We start from the raw sequence: 11,776 nt of genomic DNA, 5'->3' as shown, positions 1-11,776 counted from the left end.
CTCGATGGGCGGTTTATAGGCGGGGCCCTCACTCACTGTCAACACGGTTTTTGAAAAAACTTCGCGTCGGAGCGCCCGCATCATGTGAGCGGGGTCGCTTTGGGCTCATTTCCAGCCCCTGATCGCCGGATTCACGGCGTTGGGACGCGACTTTTCCCGCTATTCCGAATTTTTCGAATCTCACCGTCGCGGCACGCAAACCCTATCGCGACGCGCGCGACGGTTTCGTGACACTCACGCACGGTTGAGCCTTCCGCCCGTCAACGGCCGGGGCACACCGGTTGTTCCCGGCAGGCTGAGCGGCAGGCTCTTCACGGACCGGATGGCGAGATAGGCGAAGAGCTGCGCCTCGAGCGCGTCGCCATCCCAGCCCGCGGCCTCGACCGGCTCGACGGGGACACCGAGCCGGGTTCTCAGACGCTGCATCAGATGGTGGTTGAGCCGCCCGCCCCCGCCGACCAGCCAGCGACGCGGCGCACGCGGCACGTGACGCAGGGCCGCGACCAGGCTCTCGACCGTGAAAGCCGCCAGCGTCGCGGCGCCATCGGCATCGGAGAGCGGCTCGACGATCTGGGCGCGGCGATGAAACTCGTTGCGGTCGAGCGATTTCGGCGCGGGCCTGTCGAAGAACGGGTTCTCCATGAAGGCCGCGACGAGATCCTCATGGATCCGGCCGCTCGCGGCCAGCGCCCCATCCGCATCATAGGGTCGCCCGAGGCGGCGCAGGACGAAGTCATCGAGCAGCGCGCTCGCCGGGCCGGTGTCGAAGGCGATGACCTCCTCACCCTCGATCCAGGTGACATTGGCGACGCCGCCGAGGTTCAGCACCATCACGGGCTGCTCCATCCCCTGCGCCAGCGCCCGATGATAGAGCGGCGCGAAGGGAGCGCCCTCCCCGCCGGCTTCGACATCGGCATGGCGGAAGCGGTCGACGGTCGCGATGCCCAGCGCCGCGGCGATGGCGGGGCCATCGATCAGCTGGCGCGTGAAGCGCTGCTGCGGGCGATGATAGACGGTCTGGCCGTGCAGGCCGACGAGATCGATGCTTGCCGGATCGAGATGCTGTTCGGCGATGAAGCGCCGGATCGCGGCGAGATGGTCGGTCGTGACCTCGGCCTCGAGTTCAACGAGCGGCTCGGTCATCGCCCGCTCGGCCTGCGCGATCAGCGCCTGGAGCGCTGCGCGCGTCTCGTCGCGATAGGGGTAGGAGGCGCCGGCTCCGAAGCGGACGGCATCGCGCCCGTCGCTGGTCACGATCGAGACGTCGATGCCGTCCATCGACGTGCCGCTGATGACGCCCAGCGCGGTGAGGCTGTCCTGCCGAAGTCGGTCCATCCGCCTGCCGCCCGCGCTGCTGTCAGCTATTCGCCCGGCTGGGCCCCGTCATAACCGCCGATGATGACGAGATCGACCTTCCCGACCAGGGCCAAGTGCTTCACCGCCTCCTGGTATTCGGGGGAGGCGTAGCAGGCGCGGGCCGTCTCCTCGTCCTTGAATTCGAGGACGACGTTGTGCTTGCGGCCCTCGCCGCGGGCGAGCTTGTACTCGCCGCCGCGCACCAGAAACTTCGCGCCGTATTTGGCGAAGGCCACGGCGTTCAGGGCGCGGTAGCGGGCATATTCTTCCTCGTTGTCGACGTCGAGCCGCGCGATCCAATAGCCCTTGGCCATCTCAAACGCCCTCGACCACGACGATGTCGATCTCGCCGGCACCCTCGCGCAGCTTGCGGGCCTCGGCATAATCCTGCGACATCGCATAGGCCTTGGCGGCCTCGAAGCTCTCGAACTCGATGACGACGTTGCGGGCCCGGCCCTCGCCTTCCGCAACGGTCATCATGCCGCCGCGCACCAGCGGCGTGCCACCGAACTTCCGGATCGCCTCCGAGGCCTTGGCCGCATAGGCGGCCCATTGCGTCGCATTCGAGACCTTGGCGCGTGCCACGACATATCCCTTGGGCATGATCCGAATCCTCTGAGCGATCGATTGGAGCGCGAACTTAGGAGGCTGCCGCGATCTCGTCCATGATCGCGGCAGCCGCCCCACGCGGGTCGGCTGCGCGGATGATGGGACGCCCGACGACGAGATGGTCGACGCCGGCGCGGATCGCCTCGCCGGGGGTGAGCGTGCGCTTCTGGTCGCCGGCCGCGCTGCCGGCGGGCCGGATGCCGGGCGTCACGATCAGCATGTCGGAGCCGATGACGTCCCGGACGATCTCCGTTTCGGCCGCGGAACAGACGATGCCGTCGATGCCGGCGGTGCGGGCCTGTTCCGCCCGCAGGCGCACGAGGTCGCGCACGGCCAGCCCGTAGCCGGCATCGCGCAGGTCACCGTCGTCGTAGGAGGTGAGCGCGGTGACCGCGAGCAGTTTGAGTGCCGCCTCGTCGCGCCCCTCGACCGCCCCGCGCATGGTCTGGGGGTAGGCGTGCACCGTGAGCAGGTCGACGCCGAGATTGCTGAGGGAGGCGACGCCCTCGGTCACCGTGTTACCGATGTCGTGGAGCTTGAGGTCGAGGAAGACCTTCTTGCCCTCGGCCACCAGTTGCTGGGTGAGCTGCAGGCCGCCGGCGAAGGCGAGCGCATAGCCGATCTTGTAGAAACTCGTCGTGTCGCCGAGTTGGGAGACGATGCGATAGGCGTCCCAGATCGTTGGCACGTCGAGCGCGACGATCATGCGGTCGCGCAGGTCGTTGATCTTCTGGGTCATGGGCCCACTCCCGCTGTTTGCGGGGATGGGCCATGATTCGGGCGCCGGCGCAAGGCCGCGCGCCCGGCGAGCCCCGTTCGCTCAGGCCGCGTCGCTCAGCACCTGCTTGAAGACCTGCGCCCAGACATCGCCGGTCTGCGCGCCGGAGACCGCGAGCTTGCCGTCGACGATGAAGAAGGGCACGCCGGTGACGCCGACCTGCTGGGCGTGCGCCTCGAGCCCGATCACGGTCTCGCGCAGCTCCTCATTGGTCAGCTCGTCGCGCGCGGCCTGCTCGTCGAAACCCTGCTCGCCGGCAATGGCGACGAGCGTGTCGAGATCGCCGATGTCGCGGCCGTCCTGCCAATAGGCCTTGAACAGCGCCGCCTTCATCTCGGTGCCGCGCTGCACGGTCGAGGCGGCGGCGACCAGCATATGGGCCATGCGGGTGTTGACGCTCTTGGTGACGCGCGCCCAGTTGAAGATGACGCCGCTTTCGAGCGCCGCCTCGGAAAGGCGGATCTCGATCTCCTTGCGCTTGCCGGCGCCGAACTTGGCATCGAGATAGGCGGTGCGGTCCATGCCTTCGGCCGGCATGTCGGGGTTCAGCTCATAGGGCAGCCAGGTGATGGCGACGCGCTCGGTCAGGCCATGGTTCTCTAGCGCCCTTTCCAGCCGCGCCTTGCCGATGAAGCACCAGGGGCAGGCGAGATCGGAGACGATCGCGATGGGGAGTTTTTCTTTCATGGCGGTCTCCTTCTCAAACCTTCTGGATCGCGCCGCCATAGCGGGCCACCGTGTTGTCGGACGTCAACAGGGTGATTCCTTCGACCTTGGCCTGAGCGACCAGGATGCGATCGAACGGATCCCTATGGATCGGCGGCAATCCGTCGATCGCAACCGCATGCTCGCTCGTTACCGGCAACTCGGCAAAACCATGGTCGAGCAAGCCGCGTCGCAGAAGTCTCGCGTCCACCGAAAAATCACTCCGGCCGAGACTGGCCTTGATGGCGATCTCCCACAGGCTCGCCGCGCTGAAATACAACTCGCTGTCGGCTGAGTCGATGATGCGTCGCGCTTCCGCCGACAGCAGGTCGGGTCGACCCGCGTTCCAAAGCAGGAGGTGCGTGTCGAGGAGCGCCTTCACGATCGCCCGTTGAACATGGCTTCGATCTCTGCCCGCCCCATCTCATCGAAATCATCGGGCACCGTCATTTGCCCGACCATGAAACCAGTGCGTTGGAGCGGCTTGGTCTCGATCGGCTCCAACGGGACGACCTTGACCATGGCCTTCCCCGCCTTCGCGATGATAAAGGCCTCACCCTTCGCGGCGCGGTCGACCAGGCGCGAGAGATGCGTCTTCGCGTCGTGGATGTTCACCTTCTCCATGGCCAATCTCAGGTTAGTTCAACTGAGTTAGTTTACCAGAGCAATCATTGTCTTCAACCCGGCGGATAGAGGTGCCGCTCGCCATGACGGTCCTCGGCGAAAGCCTCGGCGCCGGGCGTCTCGCAGGCCGAGAGGAAGGCGGGGCCGACGGGGATCTTTCCTGCCCCGCCGGGGATATCGAGGATATAGGTCGGCTGGCACAGGCCGGACAGATGGCCTCGCAGGCTTTTGACGAGGGCCTGGCCCTCCTCCAGCGAGAGCCGGAACGACGCCGTTCCGGGCGCGAGGTCCGGATGATGCAGATAGTAGGGCTTCACCCGGTTCTCGACGAAGGCGCGCATCAGGGCCGACAGGGTCGCGACATCGGCGTTGACGCCTCTGAGGAGCACGCTCTGGCTGATCAAGACATGGCCGGCATCCGCCAGCCGCGCCAGTGCGGTCCGTGCCGCAGGGGTGAACTCGCGCGGGTGATTGGCGTGGACGGCGATGTAGCTCGCCTTGCCCTGGATCCGGAGGGCCGCGGCATAGTCAGCCGTAATGCGGTCGGGCTCGACCATCGGCACGCGGGTGTGCCAGCGCGCGACCTTGATATGGTCGATCGCGCCCAGACGCTGCGCCACCTCCCGCACCCGCCGGGCCGACAGGATCAACGGGTCACCGCCCGTCATGATGACCTCCCAGATTTCGGGACGGTCGGCGAGATAGGCCAGCGCCGCCTCGAGCTTCCCGCCCGTGAGCGCATCGCCGCCGGGGCCGACCATCTCGCGGCGGAAGCAGAAGCGGCAATAGACCGGGCAGGCATGGACGAGCTTGAGCAGGGCGCGGTCGGGGTAGCGATGCACCACGCCCTCGACCGGCGAATGCGCCTCGTCGCCGATCGGATCGACACGCTCCTGCGGCAGCGTGACGAGTTCGTCCGGATCCGGGACGAACTGGCGCGCGATCGGGTCGTCAGGATCGGCCGGGTCGATCAGCGCGGCCATGGCGGGCGTCACCGAGACCGCATAGCGCGCCGCCACCGCGTCCAACGCCTCGCGGGCTGCGGGCGCAACGAGGCCGGTCTCGACGAGGGCCCCGACGCTGCGCAGCGGCTGTCCGCCGGGAGGCTGATGAAGGGTCATGCCGCTCCCCTGCCCGGTTCCGCCACCGGCGTCCAGAGTACGTCCTCGATCCGGCGGGCGCCGGTGCAGAGCATGACGAGGCGATCGAAGCCGAGCGCGATGCCGCTGGCCGGCGGCATCGCGGCGAGCGCGCTCAAAAAATCCTCGTCGATCGGATAGCGCTCACCATAGATGCGCGCCTTCTCGTCCATGTCGGCCTCGAAGCGCCGGCGCTGCTCGGCCGGATCGGTCAGTTCCCCGAAGGCATTCGCCAGTTCGACGCCGCAGGCATAGAGCTCGAAGCGCTCGGAGACGCGGGGATCGCCCGGTTTCGGCCGCGCCAGCGCAGCCTCCGAGATCGGATACTCGCACAGGATCGTCGCGCGCCCCCGGCCGAGATGGGGCTCGATCCGCTCCGCGAGGATGCGGCTGAAGATGTCGGACCAGCTGTCGTCATCCGTAACCCGGATACCGGCTTCGGCCGCATCGGCGGCGAGCCCGCCGCGATCGACGTCGTTATCGGCGGTGACGGTGCGCAACAGGTCGATGCCGGCATGACGCCGGAAGGCCTCCTGGAGCGTCAGCCGCTCGGGCTCGGCGAACGGATCGGCGTCGATGCCGCGCCAGTGCAGCGTGGTCACGCCGGCGGCGCGGGCCGCCTCGGCCAGGAGCGCAGCGGCATCCTGCATCAGCGTCTCGTAGCCCTCGCCCGCCCGATACCATTCCAGCATCGTGAATTCGGGGTGGTGCAGCGCCGTCCGCTCGCGATTGCGGAAGACGCGGGCGAAATCGAAGAGGCGCGGCTCGCCCGCGGCCAGCAGCTTCTTGGCGGCGAATTCGGGCGAGGTGTGCAGGTAATAGGGATGCCGGGCCCCGGCATCGTCGATCAGCGTGGTGGCGAAGCCGTGCAGATGCGTCTCGTTGCCCGGCGAGACCTGCAGGATCGCGGCCTCGACCTCGACGAAGTCCCGAGCCTCGAACCAGCGGCGTAGCGCAGCCTTGATGCGGCCGCGCGCCAGAAGCGCCGGGCGACGGTCGGCATGGATGTCGGGCCGCCAGAAGGGCGGAAGAGCGTTCGTCATCGTCTCGGGTTCAAAACGTCTGCAAGCTTCCGTTTCGCCTGCGAATGCGGTAGTGGCGCGGCAACGGTTTCGCCAAAGGCGCCGGGGCGCGGCGCGAGCTCAAGGACAAAGTCACGTGGTCAAGGTCATCGCATCCTCCGTTCGCAAGGGCAATGTGCTCGAAGTCGACGGCCATCTCTGCTCGGTGCTCTCGGCCGAGAGCTTCTTCCCCGGCAAGGGCACGCCGACGACGCAGATCGACATGCGCCGCATCTCGGACGGGGTGAAGGTCACGCAGCGCTACAAGACGACCGAGCAGGTCGAGCGCGCCTATGTCGAGGACCGCGACTACACCTATCTCTACCAGGACGGCGAGCAATACGTCTTCATGAACCCCGAGACCTACGACCAGATCCCGGTCGACAGCGACGTCGTCGGGGACATGGCCGCCTATCTCCAGGAGGGTATGAAGGTCTCGCTCTCGGTGTTCGAGGACAAGGCCGTGGCGATCGAGCTGCCGCAGCGGATCACGCTCGAAGTGGTCGAGACCGAGCCGGTCACCAAGGGGCAGACGGCCTCGTCCTCCTACAAGCCCGCGATCCTTTCCAACGGCGTGCGCAGCGCGGTGCCGCCCCATATCGGCGTCGGCACCCGGATCGTCGTGATGACGGCCGACGGCTCCTATGTGGAGCGCGCCAAGGATTGATCGCGGCGCCCGGTGCATCCACCGGCGGCATGCTTATATCGGCGATGCGACGGGCCCTTTCCGGGCCCGTTTTCGTTTCCGAGGATCGCCCATGACCATCACCGCCCGCTCCGCCGCCCTCACCGGCTTCGTCCAGACGCTCAAGGCCCTCGACGCCATCCTCGACAAGACGGTCGAGCAGGCGGCGGCGCGCAAGATCCAGCCCGAGGTGCTGCTGCAGGCGCGGCTGGCGCCCGACATGCTGCCCTTCTCGCGCCAGATTCAGCTCGCCTGCGACTTCGCCAAGAACGCGGCGGCCCGCCTTGCCGGCGGCGACAACCCCAGGCATCCCGACGAGGAAAAGAGCTTCGACGAGCTGAAAGCGCGCATCGCCAAGGTGCTGGCCTTCGTCGAGAGCATCGACGCGGCGGCCTTCGAGGCCGGCGTTGACCGCGACGTCACCTTCCCCCGCGGCCAGAACGCGACCATGACGATGCGCGGCGAGGCCTATCTCACCCGCTTCGCCGTGCCGAACTTCTATTTCCATGCCACGACCGCCTACGCGATCCTGCGCAAGAACGGCATCCAGATCGGCAAGCAGGACTTCCTGCTCGGCGTTTTCGACAGCTGAGGCCGGCGCCCTTGAAAGCGCCGCAATGCTCTCCCATATGAGCATCACGGCGATGTCGAGGGCGTTCCACTGTCCTCCAGAGCTGTAGAAGACGGCCATGGGCCCGAAGTGTGACGCCGGATGTACGCGCACCCTTCCGGACATGGCCGTTAACGTTTCCAGCCTCTGCTGTTCCCTGCGATACATCGCCGATGCCTTGAACGTGCATCGGCCCTGCCGCGACTATCCTGCATCATGGGCCGATGAAGGCGGGAGGGGACGATGGCGGAGCCGAAGGGAGCGGTCTATCTGCGGGCGGGGGGCGCCGAGCAGTTCCGGAAAGACACGGCGAAGCGTTTCGCGCGGCGCGTCAACAAGACGCTGCTCAAGATCGATGACGCACTCCCGCGCTATGCCGCGATCCCGCGGGACGAGCGCAGCCTGCGCACCCAGGCCCTGCTTGCCCTGGTCGCCCTCTGCGATCACTGGCTCAGGGACAAGCAGACCAAGATCGACCAGCATGAATCCTTCCGGGCCGCCGCAGTCCAGGATCTGCATGAGGCTGCGGTGGCAGAACTCAGAGGCCTGCAGAACTGGGCCAAGGCCAAGACGGCGATCCGCAAGCTCATTCCCAAGGGCTCGTTAAAGGGCCATGGCGCGGCCCCGATCCGGCTGATGCAGCAGGAGAACTGGCTGGAGGTGCTCGATACGCATCACCGGCGAGGCCAGGAATTGAAGAAGCATTTCCTGATGTGGGAAGCGTCGGGGCAGTCCTGCTCGTTCTGGGAGTATCTCGAGAAGCTCGATCCCGTTTCAAAGAAGGAACTGGCCGAAGTCTCGGTGCGCTATGTCGACGATCTGATCTACCGCGCGCTTTTCGAGGTCACCTTCGACAACGGGCTGATGCGCTCGCGCATGTCGCCCGTCGTGCAGAACATGATCCTCAGCCGCTTTCCGCGCGCCACCGTCTTTGCGAACGCGGACGAGAAGCTGCTCGACACCAGCACCTGGCCGTCCAACGCCCTGCGCGGCGTCTCGACCGGCTGGGCCGCCTTCGTCCTGAGCCCGCAGGAGGTGCTCTATGCGGGGATGCATGTGAGCGGCTTGTTCCACCACTCCAGTTTCCTGTGCGGAGCGCCCGTCCTCGCTTCGGGCATGTTGCGCGTCGAGAACGGCCGCATCCGGGGGATCCATGAGAAGAACGGCCACTACCGCTCGCAGGACATCCACCTGATGACCTTCCTGAAGCTGCTCCAGCGCAAGCTCCCGGGCACGGACTGGCACGATGTCGAGTACATCACCTTCGGCGGAACGCCGATGACCGTCGGGCAGAAGCTGAACCTGCCGCGCCGACCGGCTGTGCCGAGCCGGGCCAACCGCGGACAGCTCTCTTCGGCAGTGGCTTCCCAGCAACCCGTTCAGCAGGGCAACGTGCGCAACCTCATCAACCGCTTCAACAGGGGCTGAGGCAGCCGTCCCCGCTCAACCCTGCAGGAAGGGATTGTTCGCCCGCTCTTCGCCGAGGGTTCCCGCCGGGCCATGCCCGGGCAGGAACTGGACGTCGTCGCCAAGCGGCAGGAGCTTGTTTCGGATCCCCGCGATCAGCGTCTCGTGGCTGCCATAGGGAAAATCGGTGCGGCCGACGGAGCCGGCGAAAACAGTATCTCCGGCGAGCAGGAAGCGCAGATCCTTTTGGAAGAAGGTGACGTGGCCGGGCGTGTGGCCGGGCACATGCAGCACCGAGAAGGCGACGTCGCCGACCTTGACCTCGTCGCCCTCGACGAGCCAGCGCGATGGCGTGACGGCCCGCATGTCGCGGATGTCGAAGCGCAGCCCCGCGGTCGGCAGTTCGTCCAGCAGGAACTTGTCGGCCTCGTGAGGGCCGACGACCGGCACCGACAGAGCCTCGGCCAGTTCGGCCGCCCCGCCGGCATGGTCGAGATGGCCGTGCGTCAGCCAGATCGCCACTGGCGTGACACCGACCTCCTTCAGCGCGCCGCGGATCAGCGAGACGTCGCCGCCCGGATCGACCACGACCGCCTGCTTGGTGCGCGTGCACCAGAGGATCGAGCAGTTCTGCTGGAACGGCGTCACCGGGATGACGGCGATCTGGAGCGGGGTCTGCGGCTGGTCGGTCACGGGCATCTCCATCGATATCGGCTGCGAGACGCGACCGCGCCGCGCCCGTTTCGTCAGCGTTTGCCGCAGCGACCTGCGATCAGCGTGCGGTAGTCGGCGAGGTCGGAATCCATCATCGCGACGTTCTGCGCCCGCTCGGCTCCGGCCTGGCAGGTCGCGAAGACGGCGCGCGCATCTTGCAAGAATCCGACATGCTCGCGCCAGGTCCGGCACTGGGTGGCCTGATCGGCATTGGCGACGGCTGAGAGCCGCGTCTGCTGCCGGCGCAGCGCGCCCTCGTTCTGGAAGAGATCACGCGAGCAGGTCGCCGGGCGGGCCTGCGCCGCAGCAGGCGGCACCGCCGCCAGCAGCGCCGGCAGCAGGCCGAAAGCGACGGTTGCGGCGAGCGGAAGCCGCCTCATCCGAGATTCAGCTCCTTGAAGAAGTCGTTGCCCTTGTCATCGATGACGATGAAGGCCGGAAAATCCTCGACCTCGATGCGCCAGACCGCCTCCATGCCGAGTTCCGGATACTCCAGCACCTCGACCTTGCGAATGCAGTCCTGCGCCAGCCTCGCGGCCGGGCCGCCGATCGAGCCGAGATAGAAGCCGCCATGGGTCTTGCAGGCTTCGCGCACCGCCGCGGAGCGGTTGCCCTTGGCGAGCATGACCATCGACCCGCCGAAGGACTGGAACTGGTCGACGAAGGAATCCATCCGGCCCGCGGTGGTCGGGCCGAAGGAGCCGGAGGCGAAGCCCTCCGGAGTCTTGGCCGGGCCGGCATAATAGACAGGGTGATTCTTGAAATAGTCGGGCATGCCCTGGCCGCTCTCCAGCCGCTCGCGGATCTTGGCATGGGCGGCGTCGCGCGCGACGATGATCGTGCCCGTCAGCGAAAGGCGCGTTTTGACCGGATACTTCGTCAGGGTCGCCAGGATTTCGCTCATCGGCCGGTTGAGATCGACCTTGACCACGTCTCCACCCAGCGAAGCATCCTCGACCTCCGGCAGGTACTTCGACGGGTCGGTCTCCAGCGCCTCGAGGAAGATGCCATCCTTGGTGATCTTGCCCTTGGCCTGCCGGTCTGCCGAGCAGGAGACGCCGAGGCCGATCGGCAGCGAGGCGCCGTGGCGCGGCAGGCGGATGACACGCACGTCGTGGCAGAAGTACTTGCCGCCGAACTGCGCGCCGACGCCGAGCGACTGCGTGAGCTTGTGGACCTCCGCCTCCATTTCGAGGTCGCGGAAGGCATGCCCCGAGGGCGATCCCTGCGTCGGTAGCGCGTCGAGATAACGCGTCGAAGCCAGCTTCACTGTCTTGAGGTTCTGCTCGGCCGAGGTGCCGCCGATGACGATGGCGAGATGGTAGGGCGGGCAGGCGGCGGTGCCGAGCGTCAGAATCTTTTCCTTCAGGAACGCGATCATGCGCTCCTTCGTCAGCAGCGAGGGTGTCGCCTGAAACAGGAAGGTCTTGTTGGCCGAGCCGCCCCCCTTGGCGACGAAGAGGAACTTGTAGGCGTCCTCGCCATGACCCTTGCCCTCGGCGTAGATGTCGATCTGCGCCGGCAGGTTGGTCGCCGTGTTCTTCTCCTCGAACATCGACAGCGGAGCGACCTGCGAGTAGCGCAGGTTGCGCTTGAAATAGGCGTCGGCGACGCCCTCGCCGAGCGCCTCTTCGTCCTCGCCCTCCGTCCAGACGCGGCGGCCCTTCTTGCCCATGATGATCGCCGTGCCGGTGTCCTGGCACATCGGCAGCACGCCGCCGGCGGCGATGTTGGCGTTCTTCAGGAGGTCGTAAGCCACGAACTTGTCGTTCGAGGTCGCCTCGGGATCGTCGAGAATCTTGGCGAGTTGGGCGAGATGGCCCGGCCGCAGCAGATGGTTGATGTCGATGAAGGCCTGTTCGCTGAGGCGGCGGATGGCTTCGCGGGAGACGTTCAGAACCTCGCGATCGCCGATCCGCTCGACGGAGACCCCCTCGCTGCCGAGATGGCGATAAGGCGTCTCGTCCGGCCCGAGCGGGAAGAGATCGACATGGGTATAGGCCATGGGCGGCACTCCGGCATGCAGCGACGGTCCCCTCGCCCTCCGGGCGGGAGCTTCGCGCAAGCGAATAGCCGATGTTGCGATCT

At 66.8% G+C, this 11,776-nt stretch carries 15 protein-coding genes; 3 read left to right on the top strand and 12 right to left on the bottom strand.

Annotated features, from left to right (window positions below):
- Positions 1-234: 234 nt before the first annotated feature.
- The 9 genes from AX750_RS10790 to epmA all read right to left on the bottom strand — a co-directional run bounded on the left by AX750_RS10790 (position 235) and on the right by epmA (position 6,254).
- Positions 235-1,335, bottom strand: coding sequence for an anhydro-N-acetylmuramic acid kinase (locus AX750_RS10790; protein WP_066721623.1), 1,101 nt, complete (start codon positions 1,333-1,335; stop codon positions 235-237).
- Between the two features lie 26 nt (positions 1,336-1,361).
- Positions 1,362-1,670 carry a DUF1330 domain-containing protein gene (locus tag AX750_RS10785; RefSeq protein ID WP_066721625.1) on the bottom strand — a complete coding sequence of 103 codons (309 nt, stop codon included), beginning with the start codon at positions 1,668-1,670 and terminating at the stop codon, positions 1,362-1,364.
- 1 nt (position 1,671) lies between these two features.
- On the bottom strand, positions 1,672-1,959 hold the full coding sequence (locus tag AX750_RS10780) for a DUF1330 domain-containing protein (RefSeq protein ID WP_066721627.1): 288 nt from the start codon (positions 1,957-1,959) through the stop codon (positions 1,672-1,674).
- A gap of 37 nt (positions 1,960-1,996) precedes the next feature.
- On the bottom strand, positions 1,997-2,704 hold the full coding sequence (gene pyrF, locus AX750_RS10775; RefSeq protein ID WP_066721630.1) for an orotidine-5'-phosphate decarboxylase: 708 nt from the start codon (positions 2,702-2,704) through the stop codon (positions 1,997-1,999).
- 81 nt (positions 2,705-2,785) lie between these two features.
- On the bottom strand, positions 2,786-3,430 hold the full coding sequence (locus tag AX750_RS10770) for a DsbA family oxidoreductase (RefSeq protein ID WP_066721632.1): 645 nt from the start codon (positions 3,428-3,430) through the stop codon (positions 2,786-2,788).
- Positions 3,431-3,443: 13 nt separating this feature from the next.
- A complete protein-coding gene (locus AX750_RS10765) occupies positions 3,444-3,830 on the bottom strand; it encodes a type II toxin-antitoxin system VapC family toxin (RefSeq protein ID WP_066721634.1) in 387 nt (128 codons plus the stop codon).
- Positions 3,827-4,072, bottom strand: a complete 246-nt coding sequence (locus AX750_RS10760) for a type II toxin-antitoxin system prevent-host-death family antitoxin (protein ID WP_066721636.1) — start codon at positions 4,070-4,072, stop codon at positions 3,827-3,829. The genes AX750_RS10765 and AX750_RS10760 overlap by 4 nt, the downstream gene beginning before the upstream one ends.
- A gap of 53 nt (positions 4,073-4,125) precedes the next feature.
- Positions 4,126-5,193 (bottom strand): lysine-2,3-aminomutase-like protein, encoded by a 1,068-nt coding sequence (locus tag AX750_RS10755; RefSeq protein WP_066721637.1) that lies wholly within the window; start codon positions 5,191-5,193, stop codon positions 4,126-4,128.
- Complete coding sequence (epmA, locus tag AX750_RS10750; RefSeq protein ID WP_066721639.1) at positions 5,190-6,254, bottom strand: EF-P lysine aminoacylase EpmA; 1,065 nt, start codon at positions 6,252-6,254, stop codon at positions 5,190-5,192. Before epmA ends, AX750_RS10755 begins: the two co-directional genes overlap by 4 nt.
- Positions 6,255-6,369: 115 nt before the next feature.
- Between epmA and efp the strand changes: the two genes are divergently transcribed.
- The 3 genes from efp to AX750_RS10735 all read left to right on the top strand — a co-directional run bounded on the left by efp (position 6,370) and on the right by AX750_RS10735 (position 8,995).
- On the top strand, positions 6,370-6,939 hold the full coding sequence (gene efp / locus AX750_RS10745; protein WP_066721641.1) for an elongation factor P: 570 nt from the start codon (positions 6,370-6,372) through the stop codon (positions 6,937-6,939).
- A gap of 91 nt (positions 6,940-7,030) precedes the next feature.
- Entirely contained in the window at positions 7,031-7,549 is a 519-nt protein-coding gene (locus AX750_RS10740) for a DUF1993 domain-containing protein (protein WP_066721643.1), read from the top strand.
- Positions 7,550-7,810: 261 nt separating this feature from the next.
- Positions 7,811-8,995, top strand: coding sequence for a hypothetical protein (locus tag AX750_RS10735; protein ID WP_066721645.1), 1,185 nt, complete (start codon positions 7,811-7,813; stop codon positions 8,993-8,995).
- A gap of 15 nt (positions 8,996-9,010) precedes the next feature.
- Here the strand turns inward: AX750_RS10735 and AX750_RS10730 are convergent, their stop codons facing one another.
- The 3 genes from AX750_RS10730 to AX750_RS10720 are packed head-to-tail and all read right to left on the bottom strand — an operon-like array spanning position 9,011 to position 11,693.
- The gene (locus tag AX750_RS10730; RefSeq protein ID WP_245282366.1) at positions 9,011-9,667 is read right to left on the bottom strand and encodes an MBL fold metallo-hydrolase; all 657 of its coding nucleotides are present in this window, start codon (positions 9,665-9,667) and stop codon (positions 9,011-9,013) included.
- A gap of 53 nt (positions 9,668-9,720) precedes the next feature.
- Positions 9,721-10,068: a hypothetical protein gene (locus tag AX750_RS10725; protein WP_066721647.1), complete on the bottom strand. Its 348-nt coding sequence runs from the start codon at positions 10,066-10,068 to the stop codon at positions 9,721-9,723.
- Complete coding sequence (locus AX750_RS10720; protein ID WP_066721649.1) at positions 10,065-11,693, bottom strand: fumarate hydratase; 1,629 nt, start codon at positions 11,691-11,693, stop codon at positions 10,065-10,067. The genes AX750_RS10725 and AX750_RS10720 overlap by 4 nt, the downstream gene beginning before the upstream one ends.
- Between the last annotated feature and the right edge of the window lie 83 nt (positions 11,694-11,776).

Source organism: Methylobacterium sp. CCH7-A2 (genome assembly GCF_001557075.1).
Classification (GTDB): Bacteria; Pseudomonadota; Alphaproteobacteria; order Rhizobiales; family Beijerinckiaceae; genus Allobosea; species Allobosea massiliensis.
Note: the sequence above shows the minus strand (reverse complement) of the source record. Positions and strands in the feature narration are given on the sequence as shown.

Bases quoted from the DNA above. Each gene is read 5' to 3' on its own strand.
- AX750_RS10735 (WP_066721645.1), top strand. From the start codon at position 7,811: ATGGCGGAGCCGAAGGGAGCGGTCTATCTGCGGGCGGGGGGCGCCGAG.
- AX750_RS10755 (WP_066721637.1), bottom strand. From the start codon at position 5,193: ATGACCCTTCATCAGCCTCCCGGCGGACAGCCGCTGCGCAGCGTCGGG.
- AX750_RS10740 (WP_066721643.1), top strand. From the start codon at position 7,031: ATGACCATCACCGCCCGCTCCGCCGCCCTCACCGGCTTCGTCCAGACG.
- AX750_RS10770 (WP_066721632.1), bottom strand. From the start codon at position 3,430: ATGAAAGAAAAACTCCCCATCGCGATCGTCTCCGATCTCGCCTGCCCC.
- AX750_RS10725 (WP_066721647.1), bottom strand. From the start codon at position 10,068: ATGAGGCGGCTTCCGCTCGCCGCAACCGTCGCTTTCGGCCTGCTGCCG.
- pyrF (WP_066721630.1), bottom strand. From the start codon at position 2,704: ATGACCCAGAAGATCAACGACCTGCGCGACCGCATGATCGTCGCGCTC.
- AX750_RS10780 (WP_066721627.1), bottom strand. From the start codon at position 1,959: ATGCCCAAGGGATATGTCGTGGCACGCGCCAAGGTCTCGAATGCGACG.
- AX750_RS10790 (WP_066721623.1), bottom strand. From the start codon at position 1,335: ATGGACCGACTTCGGCAGGACAGCCTCACCGCGCTGGGCGTCATCAGC.
- AX750_RS10785 (WP_066721625.1), bottom strand. From the start codon at position 1,670: ATGGCCAAGGGCTATTGGATCGCGCGGCTCGACGTCGACAACGAGGAA.
- AX750_RS10720 (WP_066721649.1), bottom strand. From the start codon at position 11,693: ATGGCCTATACCCATGTCGATCTCTTCCCGCTCGGGCCGGACGAGACG.
- epmA (WP_066721639.1), bottom strand. From the start codon at position 6,254: ATGACGAACGCTCTTCCGCCCTTCTGGCGGCCCGACATCCATGCCGAC.
- AX750_RS10760 (WP_066721636.1), bottom strand. From the start codon at position 4,072: ATGGAGAAGGTGAACATCCACGACGCGAAGACGCATCTCTCGCGCCTG.